Below are 18,133 nucleotides of genomic sequence, written 5' to 3' on the forward strand. Positions count from 1 at the left end.
TATGAGTATCGACAAAATACGCCGTGAATATGACCGTAACGCTTTACACCAAGACCACCTTCACCCTGAACCCCATGAGCAATTCAAGCTATGGTTTGATGCGGCTGTAAACTCAAAAGAGCTTATCGACCCTACCGCCATGCTGCTGGCCACTTATCACCCTCAGCATTTTTTAAGCCAGCGCATTGTTTTACTGAAAGGCTCAAGCCCTGAGGGTTATGTTTTTTATACCAACTACAACAGCAATAAAGCGCAAACGTTACTGAGCACCCCTCAGTGCAACCTGCACTTCGCTTGGCTCCCTCTCGAACGCCAAGTGTCTATTTCAGGCGTAGCTGAAAAACTGTCCGACGCCGACAACGACACCTACTTCGCCTCTCGCCCACGCAACAGTCAACTGGCAGCGTGGGCTTCGGAACAAAGTAAACCTATTGCCGACAGGCACGCTCTTGACACCCAGTTCCATGCTCTTGAAGAGCGCTTTAAAGACGAGCCCAGCATTCCCCGCCCGCCACATTGGGGCGGCTTCATTGTGAAGCCCACCCAGTATGAGTTTTGGCAAGGCGCTAAAGCCCGCTTGCACGACCGGTTTGTGTATACCCGCCTTGCCGACAACACTTGGCAGCAACAACGGCTACAGCCCTAACTTACTCTTCGGTAACGCTTTGTGGCGGGGCTATTTTTAAGCGTTCGCCACAACGTTGCAGTTTTTGCCAAGTCAGCCCTGAAATAGACACTCCAAGCGCCAGCTGCTCTGCTTTCAGTGCCGCAGCACGCTCTCCCGGTATTCGCACAGGCGCCGAATCGTCTATAGGGGTGGCCTCTCGGCACCGCTGTAATAAATCATCGGTGACGTGTAAGAACTGCTCAGAACTTCCAAAAGCTTCAGGGTCCATGACTTGAATAAAGGCTGTATTACACTCGCCGTCTGACGCGCCTTGTACACGACCATAATTCGACAAAGCCATCGTCCATATTTCGCTCATTAAGCACAAACCATATCCTTTATAACCTAAGTCTAGGCCGCCCAAAGGCAATAAAGCACTGCGTGGCGCTTCACCAAAGTAGCTCGCAGGGTCATTAGTTCCCTCCCCTTGCGCTGTCACCAAAGCTTCCCAAGGAAGTAGTTCTTCGTGGTCGTAAGCCTGTCGCACTTTGCCCGCAGCCGTCACAGACAAACTCATGTCTAGCAGTAATGGAGCGCTCGATGTCGGTACGCCCAGCGCATACGGGTTCGGGGAAAATACTCGCGACGTAGCGCCAAAGGGGGCAACACTGGCTTGAGCTGGAGTCGACACCACTATGTTGATAAGAAGTCCCTGGGCGGTTGCCTGCTCTAAATACGCCGCCAAGCTCGCCACATGCTCCATTCGACGCACCACCAAGGTGCCTGTGCCGCAAGTTTGCGCCATGTCAATTGCGGCACTTACCGCTTGGGGCATCACATACAGCCCCGGTAAGTGCTCTGCATCCCAATGGGCCACAGCCGCCCGCGACTTAACCACTGTGGGTGTGCCCGTAGCCTTGGCGTTCCCTGTCACTAATTGTTTTACGTTATAGGGTAAGCGGCGTATACCATGGGTGCGAAAGCCCAGCAGGTCTCCCGCCAGTAATGACTCGGCCATCACCCGGGCCATCTTTGTTTCTGCGCCAGCGGTCACTAAGCATTTTTCAGCCCAGCTCCGCAATTCCTGGTATTGAATGCGCACATTATTTTGCATAAAAACTCCGGCCAACAAAGAAAAATACAGTGTATCGTTAAATCGCCGCTTGGTCAGCGGCCTGATGTTCGTTAAGCTATCAGATCACGCCAAGCAACGGAGGAAGGATGTGAAAAAAATTGCAGTAATTACCAGCGGTGGTGACGCACCAGGGATGAACGCCTGTATTCGCGCTATTGTGAATACAGCTTGGCAGGAAGGCATCGACATTGTTGGTTACCGGCATGGGTTTCGAGGCATTGTAGAAGGGCTTTCCCAGCCTATTCACCCCGACGACATGCGGCTTGTGAGCCAACGGGGGGGAACCTTTTTAAAAAGTGCACGCTACCCCGAGTTCCAGCGTGACGATATCGCGATTCAAGCAGCAGAGCAGCTAGACGCCGACGGCGTCGATGCACTTATCGTGATAGGTGGTGACGGCTCTTTTCGTGGTGCTCATCATTTATCGAAGTTTTGGTCGAAGCAAGTCATCGGTATTCCTGGCACTATCGACAACGACTTAACCGGTACAGATGTTGCCATCGGCTTTAGCACCGCCGTCGACAATGCCGTCGAAGCCATTGACAAAATTCGTGAAACAGCTGAAGCCATGGCCCGCGTATTTATTATTGAAGTCATGGGCCGCCGCGCTGGTTTTCTCGGTTTGCATGCTGCCATAGCAGCCGCTGCAGAAGCCATGATATTGCCAGAAATCGACCCACAGCCTAGCCTAGGCGACTTAGCGGATAATATTCGACAAGCCCGTAAGAAATTTCCCGACGGCAGCTACATCGTTATTTTATCTGAAAACCTTTGGCCAGGCGGTGTCCACGGCCTAGCTGAAAACTTAAGCCAGGCGACTCAAATAACCTGCCATCCCTGCCCTCTTGGGCATTTACAGCGTGGGGGCCGCCCGAATGCCCAAGACCGAATTTTAGCGACCCAGCTGGGCCAGTCGGCTATCTCGGCTATATTAAGTGGCAGCAGCGACATGATGATAGGCTTTGCCAATGAACATGTTGTGGAAGTACCCATTACGCGTACCTTCACACGAGACAAGCCCCTAGACCAAAGCCTTGTCGACTTACAGTTTAGCCTTCAAGGCGTAAATTTCACTTCTGAAAATGGCCGCTAACTGCGATAATATGGCCGCGTCTTCAAACGAAAGCGCTGTTATTCATTGAGAGGTATTGGATTTTGACCTACGCCATCCCAGCTACTGTTTCTTTAGATGAGCCTGTACGTAGTTACTTCGGTGCTGATATTGCCACCGAGTTAACTGCAAACAGCACGCATTTAATTGGTTTTGGATTTGACGGTACCGCCTGTTTCCGTAAGGGAACACGTTACGGGCCCGACGGCCTGCGCGCCGTATCAGAAGACATTGAATCCTATTCACCTTACCTAGACGCAGATCTTGAAGATCACGCTTTTTATGACTTAGGTAATTTACAGCTAGGTGATAGCACAGACGTTGAAAGCCAATGGCGCTATGCCACAGACACCTTTAATAGCATTTTTGCGCCTATTAATTTGGTCGAGTCCGGCATAAAAGTACTGACATTAGGAGGCGAACATTCTATATCTTACGCGCCTATTGCCAAGTATTTACAACAATACCCCGACCTGGTGCTGCTGCATTTAGACGCCCATGCGGACTTGCGCGACGGCTTCGATGGTTTTCATTACTCCCATGCCTCTATTATTCGTAGAGCCCTCGACCATTTTGGCCCAGACCATCAGCTTATTCAGTATGGCATTCGCTCAGGAACCCGCGACGAGTACCAGTGGATGCACAAGCACCAAACAGTGCGAACTTCTCGAGAGGCCTTTTTACAAAGCGTGGCCGACATTCCGGCCAATCGCCCAATTTATCTAACCCTCGATTTAGACTATTTCGATCCGTCTTACTTACCTGGTACAGGTACACCAGAGCCAGGTGGTGAAGACTTTCATTCGTTTGTCGCCTTAATAAAACTATTACGTGCGCGTAACTTCGTTGGGGCCGATGTGGTCGAGTTATCTCCTGAAATTGACCCAACAGGAAACTCGAATGTATTTGCCGCTAAAGTAGTCCGCGAGGTCATACTCGCTTTAGAAGGAAGTCGGTCATGAATTCATCTTGGACCATTGAAGATTCAGAAGATTTATACGGTGTAAACCGCTGGGGTGCTGGGTATTTCAGCATTGGTGAAAACGGCAATATCCAGGTGTCGCCCAACCACCGTAAGCCCGAAGTTGGGATTGATATGGCGGAAGTGCTCGCGGAAATGAAGGCGGAAGGCATTCAATTCCCCGCGGTTATCCGCTTTCATGACATTTTGCGTTCGCAAGTGGAAATTTTAAACGAAACCTTTCGCGACACCATTGCCGAGGCTGAATATGAAGGTCAGTACATTGGTGTTTACCCCATTAAGGTAAACCAAATGCGCGAAGTCGTTGAAGAAATATTGGACGCAGGCGAACCCTACAACTATGGTCTGGAAGCAGGTTCTAAGCCTGAGCTGATGGCTGTTATGGCTTATAACGACAATCCCGACGCCCTGACCATTTTGAATGGTTATAAAGACGAAGACTACCTCACCATGGCTTTGCTAGGACGCCAACTGCAACGCAAAATGATCGTGGTCATCGAAAAGTTCTCTGAACTTGAAATGCTCATGCGCCTAGCCAAAAAGTACAACGTTGAGCCTATGATAGGCTTGCGCTCAAAAATGATGGTGAAAAGCACTGGCAAGTGGTCAAGCTCGTCAGGCGACCGTGCCAAGTTCGGCTTGAGTATTGCTGAAATTGTGAACGCCATTGACTACCTGAAGCAGCATGACATGCTGCACTGTGCCAAACTGCTGCACTTCCATATTGGCAGCCAATTGTCTGATATTCGCAAAATCAAAGAAGCCGTCATTGAAGGCGCCCGCTTGTATGCCAAGCTACACCAAATGGGCGTACCTCTGGAGTACTTAGATATCGGCGGCGGTTTAGGTATTGATTATGACGGCTCAAGCAGCACCACTGACTCCTCCAGAAACTACTCCACGGAAGAGTATGTGGCCGACATTGTTTACAGTGTGAAGCAAATTTGTGACCTAGAAAAGGTGCCACACCCTAACTTGGTAAGCGAAAGTGGGCGAGTTATTACAGCACACCACAGCATGGTGGTCACCAATGTGGTAGGCGAAGTCAGTGTCACCGGCACCGAGTTTGATATCAGCCCGGAAGACGGCGAACATGTACTTGTAACCAATATGCGCGAGCTGGTGAATGCACCCGAAATGCACCCGCAAGAGCGTTACAACGACGCGGCAGCCTACAAGCAAAGCACCTACGAAGCTTTTAAGCTTGGTATTTTAACCATTGTCGAAATGGCAAAAATTGACACCATGTACTGGCAAATTTTGACAGACATTGAACAGTCCCTCGACGAGGACACCCGCCAAATCCAAGAGTTAGACGACATTGGAAACCGGCTCGCCAGCCAGTATTTAGCGAACTTCTCTATTTTTCAGTCTGCCGCCGACACCTGGGCTATTGGCCAGCTCCTGCCAATTGTGCCCTTACAGCGACTGAATGAAGAGCCAAATATTCGTTGTTCTATCGCAGACATCACCTGTGACAGCGACGGAAAAATTGGTAAGTACATAGAACACAACCAAATCAGTGAAAACATTCCAATGCATCGCTTAAAAAAGGATGAGGAATACACGATAGGTATGTTCCTAACCGGCGCCTACCAAGACGTCATGGGCGATATGCACAACCTATTTGGCCGTTTAACGGAAGTGCATATATTCAGCCACGACGAAGAGCCAGGTGCTTTCTACATTGAAGAAATAGTCCCAGGCCATTCCGCTGAGAAAGTGTTAGAAGCCATGCAGTACAACACCGACTACATGGCCAAAGTAGTGAAGAAATCCATCGACCGAGAAATTCGCCAGGGTAAAATACCACCACGCGAAGGCGTTCGTTGGACCGACTTCTACGAACGCTGCCTAGCCGGCACTACCTACTTAAGTAGCGGTAACTAACCAAAAAAGCAACAAAGCGTTTAAATCCTGACCACTCAGTCAGTATTTCGCAGAAACCGTTTGACATTGCGGCCTCAAAAACGTTTAATTGCCCCCACGCCCAGATAGCTCAGTCGGTAGAGCAGGGGATTGAAAATCCCCGTGTCGGTGGTTCGATTCCGCCTCTGGGCACCAAATATAAAAAAACCGCCCTTGTGGCGGTTTTTTTATATTTGGAATTCAGTGGGCTGGATGAGAACCACCGATTGGTTCGACAAAAATGTCTGGAACATTTTTGGACGCACGCAGTGCGGGCCGAAGGCCGAGCCCCAGGGATGGGGCGAGCATTCCGCCGCCCGAACACTCACCTTAAATATCAACTCCAACCCCTCCGCCCTTGTGGCGGTTTTTTTATATTTGGAATTCAGCCTTTAATTTTTTTGTAGGTCATGCACTGCATAACGCACAACCCAAGCGCTTTACACAAACCCGTACCGCTGCTTCACCTCTTCTGGCCACACGCTCGCTTGAACATAACCAATATGCGGCTCTTGCATGAGCCACATGCACAGCCGTGACTGGCCTATGCCGCCCCCTACTGTGGCTGGCAGCTCGCCACTTAATAAACGCTGATGCCAAGGCTGAAGGCTTTCCTTCTCCCGCTGTAATTCCGTGAGCTGGACCATCAGCCGTTGCTTATCCACCCGCACCCCCATGGAGCTGAGTTCAATGGAACGCTGCAGTACCGAACTCCAAACCAATAAGTCACCGTTCAGCTGCCAGTCGTCATAATCAGGTGCTCGCGTGTCGTGCAGGGTTCCGTTGCTTAACCGCCCGCCTATGCCTTGAATAAACACCACACCATACTCTTTCGCTATCGCATGCTCCCGCTCCTTCGGAGTTTTATGTGGATATTTACGTAGTAAGTCTTCGCTGGTTACATACCCTAGTTTTTCCGGCAGGCTTACGGCTCCACCAAAGGCTTGGTTATACCTCTCCACGGTGCTTTTTAAGGCTGCAAATATGCTTTCAGCAGCTAATCGTAAGGTCACGGCGTTACGTTGGTTTTCAGCTATTACTTGTTCCCAGTCCCACTGGTCAACCATGACAGAGTGAATGGGGCTATACACATCTTCCATTGGCCGTAACGCCTTCATGTTGGTTACAATGCCTTGTCCAATAGGGAAGTGATAGTCGGCTAGCAATTGTCGCTTCCACTTCGCCAATGAATGCACCACTTCGTAGTTTTTCGCTAAAGCGGCTATTGGCACTTGCACCGCCTTTTCGTTACCCGACAGGGTGTCTTGTTCCCCTTGTTGCGGATCCGTTAATAAGGGAGCTTCCACTTCCACCAATGCAAGCTGCTCGCACAAGGCTTGGCTAAAATGTTGTTTAATCCATCGCACAGACTGTTGGCGTGTTATAAATGCTGTTTTCATGCTTACCTCGTTACACTTCATTTAACGTATTAATAAACACTCCATAAGAAGATACAATACTCTTTAAAAAAAATAGCCATATGCGTTATTTTATTTAAACAAATAGCAAATATAATTAACTAACCACTAATAAACCTCGCAAAAAAGGGAGCTAAACTGAATGATCGATAATTTAGACCGAGCCATCTTGCACGCATTACAAAAGAATGCCCGGGGCTCTTATGCTGAAATAGCCAAAGCGCAAGCGGTTTCTCCGGCGACCATTCACGTCCGTGTTGAGAAGCTCAAAAAGGCCGGTGTTATTACCGGTACTGAACTGAAGGTAGACCCAAAGGCTCTAGGCTTCGACATTTGCTGCTTTATTGGTATTACCCTGCGTAAAGCAGGCGACTATCCGAAGGCATTGGAAAAGTTGAATGCATTGCCGGAAGTAGTTGAAGCTCACTACACGACCGGCCAATACAGTGTGTTTATTAAGGTATTAGTACGCAGTATCGACGACTTGCAACGCTTGTTGGTAGAGCGACTACAAGTCATCGAGGAAGTGCAGTCTACAGACACGCTTATCTCGCTAGAGCAGCCTATCCAGCGACCTTTCCTGCCTTAGCCTGCTAAATTAAAAACAAGGCTTTGTTTAACCATAAGTGAGTTAACACACTCAAGACATAGCCCAGCAAAATAACCGGCGTCCATTTCAAATGGCTAGCAAACGTATAATAACCGCGCGCAGCTCCCATAAGCGCCACACCGGCAGCAGAGCCCACCGAAAGCAAGCTTCCGCCTGTTCCTGCAGTTAAAGTAATTAGCAACCACTGACCATGAGACATATCAGGCGACATGGACAGTACAGCAAACATCACCGGAATATTGTCAATAACCGAAGAAACAACCCCTAAGGTGACATTGGCCGCCGTTGCGTTCCACTGGGTATACAAGAGCTCTGACATAAAACTTAAATAGCCAAGAAAGCCTAACCCGCCGACACACATCACAATGCCGTAGAAAAACAATAAAGTGTCCCATTCGGCTCGTGCAACTCGGCTAAACACATCAAAAGGGACCACGCTGCCTAGACGCTTCATGCGCTCCACATCCCCTGCACGCTCTGCCATAGCACGCTTTCTAGCAAGGGAGCCGGGCAGGGTCATACGCAAAAAGTAACCGAAGAACTGCAAATAACCTAAGCCCATCATCATGCCAAGCACCGGTGGTAGGTTAAGTAAGCTGTGACAAGCTACCGCTGTCGCAACAGTTAACAAGAACAGGGTGGTAATGCGTAAAGCCCCGCGCTTTAACTCTACTTCTTCCGTTAGCGCGGTGGGTTTTTTGTTGGCTACAAAAAAGCTCATCACCATGGCCGGCACTCAGTAGTTCACTACTGAGGGAACAAATAACGCTAAAAACTCTTGGAACGCCACTTCACCCGCTTGCCAAACCATTAACGTAGTAATGTCACCAAATGGACTAAAAGCCCCGCCCGCATTTGCGGCGACCACGATATTAACGCAGCTAATGCTGACAAACTTGCGATCGCCTTCAGCAACCTTTAACACCACAGCACACATAAGGAGCGCCGTGGTTAAGTTGTCGGCTATGGGTGAAATAAAGAAGGCCAAGCCACCTGTTATCCAAAATAACGACTTATAAGTAAAGCCTTTTCGAATGAGCCAGGCCCTTAAAGCATCAAATAAGCGTCGCTCTTCCAATGCGTTTATGTAGGTCATAGCCACTAGAAGGAACAGCATCAGCTCTGAGAATTCCATTAGATTATGCTGAAACGCAGTTTTTGCAGCCTCATCAAACCCTTGTTGGGCATACACAATACCTATGATGATCCAAATGAGACCAGCTGCCACAAGCACCGGCTTCGACTTTCGCATATGTAGGCGCTCTTCCCCCATCACCAATAGGTATGCAAGAGTGAAAATGCCGATACACAAAAAGCCAACCATAGAGTGTGTCAAGTCGAGGGGAGCGCCTTCAGCAGCGAATGCCGACGGGCTTAAGAATAGAGCAAACCATACTATGAGCAAAAGTATGCTGCGTTTCATTTGAACAAGGTCTCCAGTCGTCAATAGGGGGAAGCACGACTTTCAACGCAACCCTTACAGGCTGTGGAAAGCCGCTATAAGGGGCTCTCGCTTAGAGCGTGCGAAGAATAACACAACGTGTAGATAATTGGTTGATAGCGCTACAGAGAAGCAGCCTAGCTAATAGGCTCGTTGGAAACTAAACGTAACAAATGCATCCACACCTTTATTCACCAAGGTTATGATGAAGATAAGAAGCCATGTCTTGCGTGAATACAAAAGGTACCGCCATACTGAACTCAACAGCATTTTAACAAGACGGGGTTTATTATGAGCACATCAACACTTCAGTTTACTCAACCACTTCAGCCTGAGTATCAGGACATTTTTTCTCCTGAAGCTCAGCAGTTCCTTGTGGAGCTCTGTCAGGAGTTTGGCCCCCGTGTGCCAACGCTTATGGAAAAGCGTGAACTCGCCCAAGCCCAGTATGACGCAGGGCAACTTCCTGACTTTGACCCTGCCACCCAATTTATCCGCGACGGCGTGTGGCAGGTGGCTTCTATTCCACAGGACTTGCAGAAGCGTCAACTTGAAATTACCGGCCCAGTCGAGCGCAAAATGATCATCAACGCTTTAAATGCGGATGTGGACGTATTTATGGCTGACTTTGAAGACTCTCTTTCACCCACCTGGGACAGTATGGTGCAGGGGCAAATAAACTTACGCGACGCCAACCTAGGCACCATCGACTACTACGACACAAAACGCAACAAGGAATACAAGCTAAAAGAAAACCCGGCCCTATTAATTGCCCGTGTGCGCGGTCTCCACCTTCCCGAGAAGCATATTTTACTCGACGGGCAGCCTGTCCCCGGCGCTTTCGTCGACTTTGCCCTGTATTTTTTTCATAACTACCAAACCCGCATGCAAAATGGCAGTGGCGTTTATTTCTACTTGCCGAAGTTACAGCACCACCAAGAAGCTAAATTGTGGAGTGACGTTTTTCACTACACAGAAAACAAATTTAACGTCCGCACCGGCACTATTCGCAGTACAGTGTTAATTGAAACCTTGCCTGCTGTGTTTCAAATGCATGAAATACTATACGCCTTAAAAGAGCATATTGTCGGTTTAAATTGTGGTCGGTGGGACTACATTTTCAGTTACATTAAAACCTTACGCGCCCATAGCGACCGAATACTCCCCGACCGTCAAGTGGTCACCATGACACAGCCCTTTTTAAGTGCCTACTCACGCCTACTTATACAAACCTGTCACCAGCGCGGGGCCTTTGCCATGGGAGGAATGGCCGCTTTCATTCCGTCCAAAGACGCAAAAGAAAACCACATTATTTTAGAAAAGGTAAAGGCCGACAAAGAACTTGAGTTTAGCAATGGCCACGACGGTACCTGGATTGCCCATCCAGGCTTAGCCGCTACTGTGCGTGAAGTAGCAAGCACTTACTTAGGTGACAAACCCAACCAGCTAGACGTTCTGCGCCAGCAAGACGCGTCCATTACCGCCGAAACCTTGCTTGCCCCAAGTGCAGGCGAGCGCACCGAAGAAGGCATGCGCACCAACATACGCGTGGCACTGCAATATATCGCTGCTTGGATGTCCGGGAATGGCTGCGTGCCAATTTATGGCTTAATGGAAGACGCCGCAACCGCAGAAATTTCACGTACGTCCATTTGGCAATGGATACAGCACGGCAAACAGCTTGCAAATGGTAAGCAAGTCACAAAAGAGCTATTCCGCTCCATGCTTGACGAGGAATCAGAAGTCGTACGCAAGGAAGTGGGCGACGCTCGCTGGCAGGCGGAACACTTCACCCAAGCCAAAGCCCTACTCGACGACATTACCACGACAGACGAACTCACTGAGTTTCTTACCATACCTGGTTACAACTACTTGTAAGTCTTATAAATAACTACATTGAGGACACCACGATGAGCACACCAACGCACATGCAAGAAGCAGTCAAGCTATTACAACAAAACTGGGACACAAACCCACGCTGGACCGGCGTTGAACGCACTTATAGTGCTGAAGACGTGATTCGCTTACGCGGATCGCGCCCAGTGAGCTACACCCACGCAGAGCAAGGCGCAGAAAAACTATGGCGTTTAATTAACGGTAAAGCCAAAGACAAATTTGGCAAAGACTATGTAAATGCACTCGGGGCGTTAACGGGCGGACAAGCCGTACAACAGGTGAAAGCAGGCCTTCAAGCCATTTACTTGTCGGGTTGGCAAGTGGCTGCGGACAACAACTCTGCTGCTAGCATGTACCCCGACCAATCACTCTACCCGGTGGACTCTGTCCCCAAAGTTATTGAGCGTATTAATAACTCCTTTATGCGTGCAGACCAAATTCAATGGGGCAAAGGCATTGGCCCTGGCCACCCCGACTATATTGACTATTTTGCCCCCATTGTAGCCGACGCTGAAGCCGGTTTCGGCGGTGTGCTCAATGCTTATGAGCTCATGCTTGGCATGATCAAAGCCGGCGCCTCTGGCGTTCACTTTGAAGACCAGCTTGCCTCGGTGAAGAAGTGTGGGCACATGGGCGGCAAAGTGCTAGTGCCTACCCAAGAGGCGGTGCAAAAGCTAATAGCTGCTCGACTCGCGGCTGATGTAGCAGGAACAAACACCCTGATTGTTGCTCGTACCGACGCAAACGCGGCCGACTTACTGACCAGCGACGTGGATGACAACGACAAGCCTTTCCTAACAGGCGAGCGCACAGCCGAAGGGTTTTACCGCGTACAACCTGGCATTGAACAAGCTATTTCACGTGGGCTTGCTTACGCTCCTTACGCCGACTTAGTGTGGTGTGAAACGGCAAAGCCAGACTTAGAAGAAGCGCGCCAGTTTGCCGAAGCCATTCATGCTAAATATCCTGGCAAGCTATTAGCCTATAACTGTTCGCCGTCGTTCAACTGGAAGCGTAACCTCGATAACGCCACCATTGCTAAGTTCCAAAGCGAACTGGCCGCTATGGGCTACAAGTTCCAGTTCATCACCTTAGCGGGTGTGCACAACATGTGGTATCACATGTTCAACCTTGCCTACGACTATGCTCGCAACGACATGTCGGCCTACGTGAAGCTTCAAGAAGAAGAGTTTGCTTCAGCCGACAGAGGCTACACCTTCGTAGCTCATCAGCAAGAAGTGGGCACGGGCTACTTCGACGATGTGACCAATGTTATTCAAGGAGGTCAGTCGTCCGTAACCGCGCTCACCGGGTCTACGGAAGAAGAGCAGTTCTAACACATTCAGCAGGGCTTCGTGAACAAGAAGCCCTGCTTCTCTTGCTGTATAGTTTGCGTCTATCCTTTACTGCTTTATAATTCAGCGTAATGATAATTATAAACAAGGCAGCAAGGCCATGAATCATTTTCGGCAAATCGACCTCAACCTTCTCACATACCTCGACGCTCTTCTGCGTGAACGCAATGTCACTCGGGCCGCCGAACAGCTAAATATTACACAGCCGGCCATGAGCAATGCCCTTAAACGCCTGCGTGAATTATTGAACGATCCTATTTTAGTGCGCACCAGCGAAGGCATGATTCCCACAGAGCGGGCTTTGGGTATGAAGTCGCAAGTGCGACAAATTTTATACTCCGTAGAAGAAGTCATTCAGCCTACGCGCAGCTTTGAGGCCGCAGAAAGCCAGCGGGTGTTTCGTATTATGGTCTCAGACTATGCCGCTTCTACCTTAATTGCTCCTTTGCTAAGCGCCTTACGGGAACAAGCTCCACACATTACCCTCGACTTAATGACACCAAGCGACGTGGACTTTCACGACGTAGAGAACGGCAAAGTCGACCTGGCTATTAACCGCTTTGACGACTTACCTCAGTCGTTTCACCAAAAGCTTTTGTGGAACGACAGCTTTGCCTGTCTGGTCCACAAAGACCACTCCCTATTACGCCATTACACCTTGGAAGAGTACTTAAAAGCAGACCACAGCTGGGTCAGTAAAACAGGCTTTGGTGTGGGCATAGGTATGACCCCAGACGCGGTGCAAAAACTCGGCTGGGTCGACAATGCCTTGGCCCGCTTAGGCTACACCCGGAAAATCAAAGTATTTACCCGGAATTACCATGTGGCAATGCACTTAGCTCTTGAAGGCCTCGTAGCAACTTTACCCCTGCAAGCAGCCACTTTATATAAAGACAACCCAGACATTGTGCTGCGCGAGCCGCCATTTGCGATTCCTGAAATAGACCTGCGCATGATTTGGAGCCCTTTGTTACAGCACGACGAAGGGCACCGCTGGTTTCGCAGCTTATTGGCGGAAGTGGCAGAGCGCAACGCTCAGGTATAAAAAAAGCCAACCTGCACTCGTTCGCAGGTTGGCTTTTTGGTCTCACACTTACTTATTACTCTTCAAAATAAAAGGGCTGCCGTGCTTTGGCATTGCGGCCCATTTCATTCATGGTGTCAGCGTCAAACAAGCGGCCATTCACCATGGTGTGGGTAACGCGGTCCGACTGACGAATGTCTTCAAGCACATCGCCGTCAATCACGATAATGTCCGCAAGCTTCCCTGCTTCAAGAGAGCCAATGGCATGGTCCATACCCAGGCTGCGAGCCCCATCAATGGTTGCCGCACGTAATGCTTGCATCGGCGTCATACCGCCTTGCACCAACATCCAAATTTCCCAGTGTTCACCTAAACCTTCACGTTGTCCATGAGCACCCGTGGTCACCATAATGCCTTCGTCTTGCAACTCTTTCGCACCACGCGCAATGTTGAAGTGGTTGTAATGGGACTCAGGCGCTATTTCACGACGCACCGAGCGCGGCTGCAAAATACGTTTTGGCACAAACTTAGAAAGTTTCGGGTGCTCCCACACGTTCGTGTGTGCATACCAGTAGTTTTCACCCCAAATACCCCCGTAGGCAACAACTAGAGTTGGCGTGTAGGCCGTTTCTGTTGCTTGCCACAGCTGTTTCACGTCGCTGTACATATTGGCAACAGGAATCGAGTGCTCAATCGACGAATGCCCGTCTACCACCATGCTCATATTATGCTGGAATAAAGAGCCACCTTCTGGCACCACCATCATGTCTAGCTCACGCGCAGCCTGCACAATTTGCTGGCGCTGGTCACGCCGCGGTTGGTTGTAGCTTTTCACCGAGAAGGCACCTACTTTCTTCATCCGTTCTAAGTGGAATAAAGCATCGTCCAAGCTGTCCACATGGGCTGTGTACCCAGGTCCATTGGCACCGTAAAGAATTGTACCTGTGGAGAAAATACGCGGCCCCACAATGCTTCCAGCTCGTTGCATTTCACTGGCTGTAAATATTTGTGCGGTGTTGTTCGACGGATCATGAATGGTGGTAACACCAAAGGTTAATCCCGCATACATCACCCAGTTTTGCTGAGGAATAATTTGCTGTTCACCCTGTGCACCATGTGCGTGGGTATCGACAAGGCCAGGCATAATGGTTTTGCCACTGGTGTCAATCACCCGAGCATTCTGGGGCACGCGGACACGGCCACGTTCACCCACAGCAACAATTTTATTGCCTTCAACCACAACCACGCCATTTTCAATGACTTCCTCACCATTCATGGTGACCACCTTGCCGCCTACAAAAGCAACGGTTTGTTCCGGCACATATACGTCCTGGCTAAAGCTAATATTGGTACCGTCAGCCACTAACTCATGCTCACCAGCCCCAATGTCGAACATGCCTTCTAAAGAAGCCGAGTAAAGTTCTGGTCCAAGTGACCAATACAAACGAGAGCTGTCGTGGGTCCAAGAAATATTATCGCCGGCACGTTTCGACACTTGCTCCACAGGGAACTGTCTGTCGCTTGGGCTAATGCTAATAGGTTGGCCGCGCTCAACAAAAGGCGTGACATGCACTCGGAAACGCTCGGCAAACGCTAGGTATTCACCATCAGGCGAAACACTGTATTCCGTGGCGTGGCTCGAAGTGTATAGGGTGCGGCGACTGTGGTCGTTCAAGTCGATGCTTTCCAGCGTTGGGCCTGAAGCACTCCAACCTTGCACGTACACGCGGTCGTTACTGCTACCAAAATGTGGTTTCGAGCCGTTTTTGGCAATAAATTCTGGCGCATCACTGTTTAGGTTAAAGTGGTAAAGCCCAGCTTCTAGCCCATAAACAGGGTTGGTTAAATACCCACCACGAATTTTGCGATACACGACGGACTTACCATCCGGCGAGAACACAGGCTCAATAAACTTGCCCTTGCCTGTGGGTAAGACACGCTCGGAACCACGGCGTAAGTCGCGGACAATTACTTGCCCTTGCTCTTGGTCATGCCAAGTGGTGTACACCAGGTAGCGACCGTCACGAGAAAATGAAGGGAATTGTTCAAACTTTCCTTCACGCTGGGTTAACCGCTCAGGCTCACCATTGGGCAGGTTCCGCACATATAAGTGGCCAAGGGCTTCATACACAGCTTTGTCACCGGCCGGCGACACTTGCACATTACGTAACATACGCACATCAAAGGTGCTTTCTTCTATCGGCTGCTGCTGACGCAGGGTGTGTTGCACTTGTTTGGTGGTTTCCACCGAGAAAGGAATGGCTGCAACCTCTTGGTTGGCCACGTTCACACGGTGCAGGCCACCATTGGCATAAAACACAATGTCTTTGCTGTCATCGGTCCACCCCATGGCTGGGTACACACCATGAATAGCCCAGGTTTCCTGCATATCACGCGAAAGGTTGTCGTACACCTCCGTGCGCTCACCGGTTTGCAGGTCGTATACATACAGTTTGGTTTGGAACTCGTCACGCGCCACGTATGCTAAATACTTACCATCCGGGGAAGGCGTCGGACGAATCGCACCCCCATAGCCGGACAGGACCGTTTCAATCTCACCCGTTTCAAGCTCATAGCGTTTAATCGAATAAATACCGCTGCCCGAGTCTTTGCTGTACTCAAAAATAGGGCCGGGCGTGCTGTCTTGCGAGAAGTACACATAGCGACCGTCTGGCGAGAAAGCCGGCTCGCCTAAGTCTTTTTGGTCATTCGGACGGGCTGTCAGCATAACCCCTTGCCCACCCGTGCGGTGGTACATCCAAATTTCACCTGCGCCAAGAGAGCGGCGAGCAGTGAAGTGTTTACGAGCTACAATGAAGTTGCCATCAGGGCTCCAAGAAGGGCTATTTAATAAACGGAAGCTTTCTTTCGTCACCTGCCAGGCTTCACTGCCGTCAGCCTTCATCACCCAAATATTGTCGCCACCGCCTTCATCCGACGTATACGCAATATACTCGCCGTCCGGGCTATAGGTTGGTTGCATGTGCCAGCCTATACCCCCGCGAAGCAGCTCAGCCTCGCCGCCTGCAGCAGGCATACGGTAAATATCACCAAGCATGTCGAACACCACATATTGGCCATCGGGGCTAATATCAACACTCATCCAAGTGCCTTCTGTGGTTTGAATTTGTACCGACTTAAATTCGCCTTGCGGCTCTGCAACCGACCAAGACTCTTCAGCGACCAAGGCTGTAGGTAGCGCAGACACCAGGGCCGCAAGCCCTAGCGCAGGAAGCAACCTTGCATACTTACTCATAACAACATCCCCATTTATTAGTTATAAATTTGTTTTAAAGTAGTTTCTAGAATATGTCTAGCTCACTACGATCAAACGGTGTGTTCCTACGACCAATAAATGGGGGGTCCTTTGGTTTAATTTTTATTCGGCACAATGCGTAGCTCAACCCGACGGTTTAGCTGGCGGCCCGCTTCCGTATTGTTGTCCGCCACTGGCATGGTCTGTCCGTATCCCTCGGTGGTCATTCGGCGCACGTCAACGCCACGCCCTGCTAGGTGGTTACGTACCGCATTCGCGCGCTGCAAAGACAACTGCTGGTTGTATGAGGCTGCGCCCGTGCTGTCCGTGTGCCCCTGCACCAACAAGGTGGTTTTTTCGTATTTATTCAACACTTTTGCCACATCAATTAATACAGGCTCAAAGCTTTGTGAAATGGTTGCGCTATCAAAGGCAAAGGTAATATTGCTTGGCAGTTGCAAACGCAAGTTATCGCCTTCCCGAATCACCCGTACACCGCTGTCTGCCAACTCTTCACGGAACTCTTGCTCTTGTTTATCCATATACGAGCCGATGGCACCACCCGCTAACGCCCCCACAGCAGCGCCCCACACATAACGCTTTTTGTCATGGTCTCCGGTGCCTTTACCAATCACAGCTCCGGCAACGGCCCCTATCGAGGCACCTTTCTGGGCATTACTCATGCTTTCGCATCCGGCTAAAGTTAAACTAGAAACCAACACCACCAATAATAATTTTTTCACTGCATGTCTCCTTTCCTACTGCTTTACAGCAACGCTAACATTGGTGCCAGTGCCAACTCTTCCTATTTGCAGCTTCTTTACGCTCGCCTTGCCAATACCGCCCAAAAAGCAACCAATTGTAATTAAATAAAAACAAACATACTCTTACAGTCCGCTCGTATAAACTGCGTAAGAAGGAATACCCAATGAAAGCTCTGGAGTTAAAGGTCCCCCCCTTGGTGCTCGTTGTACTCACGGCCGTTTTTATGTGGGCAGTTGCCAGCCCTGCGCCTACTAGCACCGCATTGCACGGAGCAGCGCTTTATTTATCTGTCGGTCTATTGTTGGCAGGGGTTATTTGCGCGGCTCTTGGTGTTATCGCATTTCGGCAAGCAGATACAACCGTCGACCCACGCGTACCAGAGCAATCAGCGCATTTGGTGACCTCTGGTATTTATCAGGTCAGCCGCAATCCAATGTACTTAGGCTTTTTGCTTATGCTCTGTGCATGGGCTGTACTTTTAAGTAGCCTTTTGTCCGCTGCTTTCCTTGTGGTTTTTGTTCTTTATATGAATCGTTTTCAAATAATTCCAGAAGAACGCTTTATGCAGAAAAAGTTTGGCGCTGTGTATGCACAATACAAAACGCAGGTGCGCCGCTGGCTTTAG

13 protein-coding genes, 1 tRNA gene and 1 pseudogene are annotated in these 18,133 nt (G+C 49.8%); 10 read left to right on the plus strand and 5 right to left on the minus strand.

Features of this window, described 5'->3' with window-relative positions:
* Window position 1: 1 nt before the first annotated feature.
* Window positions 2–646: a pyridoxamine 5'-phosphate oxidase gene (pdxH, locus tag CWE15_RS09895; protein WP_126757930.1), complete on the plus strand. Its 645-nt coding sequence runs from the start codon at window positions 2–4 to the stop codon at window positions 644–646.
* Between the two features lies 1 nt (window position 647).
* Here the strand turns inward: pdxH and CWE15_RS09900 are convergent, their stop codons facing one another.
* Complete coding sequence (locus CWE15_RS09900) at window positions 648–1,721, minus strand: Ldh family oxidoreductase (protein ID WP_126757931.1); 1,074 nt, start codon at window positions 1,719–1,721, stop codon at window positions 648–650.
* 109 nt (window positions 1,722–1,830) lie between these two features.
* On the opposite strand from CWE15_RS09900, the gene CWE15_RS09905 reads away from it, so the two are divergent.
* The 4 genes from CWE15_RS09905 to CWE15_RS09920 all read left to right on the plus strand — a co-directional run bounded on the left by CWE15_RS09905 (window position 1,831) and on the right by CWE15_RS09920 (window position 5,899).
* Window positions 1,831–2,835, plus strand: a complete 1,005-nt coding sequence (locus CWE15_RS09905) for a 6-phosphofructokinase (protein ID WP_126757932.1) — start codon at window positions 1,831–1,833, stop codon at window positions 2,833–2,835.
* Between the two features lie 62 nt (window positions 2,836–2,897).
* Entirely contained in the window at window positions 2,898–3,815 is a 918-nt protein-coding gene (speB, locus tag CWE15_RS09910) for an agmatinase (RefSeq protein WP_241971886.1), read from the plus strand.
* Complete coding sequence (gene speA, locus CWE15_RS09915; protein ID WP_126757933.1) at window positions 3,812–5,725, plus strand: biosynthetic arginine decarboxylase; 1,914 nt, start codon at window positions 3,812–3,814, stop codon at window positions 5,723–5,725. Before speB ends, speA begins: the two co-directional genes overlap by 4 nt.
* 98 nt (window positions 5,726–5,823) lie before the next feature.
* Window positions 5,824–5,899: transfer RNA gene (locus CWE15_RS09920), tRNA-Phe, on the plus strand.
* A gap of 284 nt (window positions 5,900–6,183) precedes the next feature.
* On the opposite strand, the gene asnA is transcribed toward CWE15_RS09920, so the two are convergent.
* Window positions 6,184–7,143: an aspartate--ammonia ligase gene (gene asnA / locus CWE15_RS09925; RefSeq protein ID WP_126757934.1), complete on the minus strand. Its 960-nt coding sequence runs from the start codon at window positions 7,141–7,143 to the stop codon at window positions 6,184–6,186.
* A 160-nt stretch (window positions 7,144–7,303) separates the two neighbouring features.
* Between asnA and asnC the strand changes: the two genes are divergently transcribed.
* Window positions 7,304–7,750 carry a transcriptional regulator AsnC gene (asnC, locus tag CWE15_RS09930; protein ID WP_126757935.1) on the plus strand — a complete coding sequence of 149 codons (447 nt, stop codon included), beginning with the start codon at window positions 7,304–7,306 and terminating at the stop codon, window positions 7,748–7,750.
* Between the two features lie 4 nt (window positions 7,751–7,754).
* Here the strand turns inward: asnC and nhaD are convergent.
* Window positions 7,755–9,194 (minus strand): annotated as a pseudogene (gene nhaD / locus CWE15_RS09935) (sodium:proton antiporter NhaD).
* Window positions 9,195–9,503: 309 nt separating this feature from the next.
* Between nhaD and aceB the strand changes: the two are divergent.
* From aceB to CWE15_RS09950, 3 genes are all read left to right on the plus strand, one after another.
* On the plus strand, window positions 9,504–11,090 hold the full coding sequence (gene aceB, locus CWE15_RS09940; protein ID WP_126757936.1) for a malate synthase A: 1,587 nt from the start codon (window positions 9,504–9,506) through the stop codon (window positions 11,088–11,090).
* A gap of 32 nt (window positions 11,091–11,122) precedes the next feature.
* On the plus strand, window positions 11,123–12,445 hold the full coding sequence (aceA, locus tag CWE15_RS09945) for an isocitrate lyase (RefSeq protein WP_198675012.1): 1,323 nt from the start codon (window positions 11,123–11,125) through the stop codon (window positions 12,443–12,445).
* A 118-nt stretch (window positions 12,446–12,563) separates the two neighbouring features.
* Window positions 12,564–13,508: a LysR family transcriptional regulator gene (locus CWE15_RS09950; protein ID WP_126757937.1), complete on the plus strand. Its 945-nt coding sequence runs from the start codon at window positions 12,564–12,566 to the stop codon at window positions 13,506–13,508.
* A gap of 55 nt (window positions 13,509–13,563) precedes the next feature.
* Here CWE15_RS09950 and CWE15_RS09955 read toward each other — a convergent pair whose 3' ends face one another.
* Both CWE15_RS09955 and CWE15_RS09960 read right to left on the minus strand, forming a co-directional pair.
* Window positions 13,564–16,743, minus strand: coding sequence for an amidohydrolase family protein (locus CWE15_RS09955; RefSeq protein ID WP_126757938.1), 3,180 nt, complete (start codon window positions 16,741–16,743; stop codon window positions 13,564–13,566).
* A 116-nt stretch (window positions 16,744–16,859) separates the two neighbouring features.
* Window positions 16,860–17,486 carry a YiaD family glycine zipper/OmpA-like lipoprotein gene (locus tag CWE15_RS09960; RefSeq protein ID WP_126757939.1) on the minus strand — a complete coding sequence of 209 codons (627 nt, stop codon included), beginning with the start codon at window positions 17,484–17,486 and terminating at the stop codon, window positions 16,860–16,862.
* 185 nt (window positions 17,487–17,671) lie between these two features.
* Here CWE15_RS09960 and CWE15_RS09965 point away from each other — a divergent pair, with 185 nt between their 5' ends.
* Window positions 17,672–18,133, plus strand: coding sequence for a methyltransferase family protein (locus CWE15_RS09965; protein WP_126757940.1), 462 nt, complete (start codon window positions 17,672–17,674; stop codon window positions 18,131–18,133).

Origin of the sequence: Aliidiomarina taiwanensis (assembly GCF_003987015.1) — a bacterium.
Lineage (GTDB): Bacteria > Pseudomonadota > Gammaproteobacteria > Enterobacterales > Alteromonadaceae > Aliidiomarina > Aliidiomarina taiwanensis.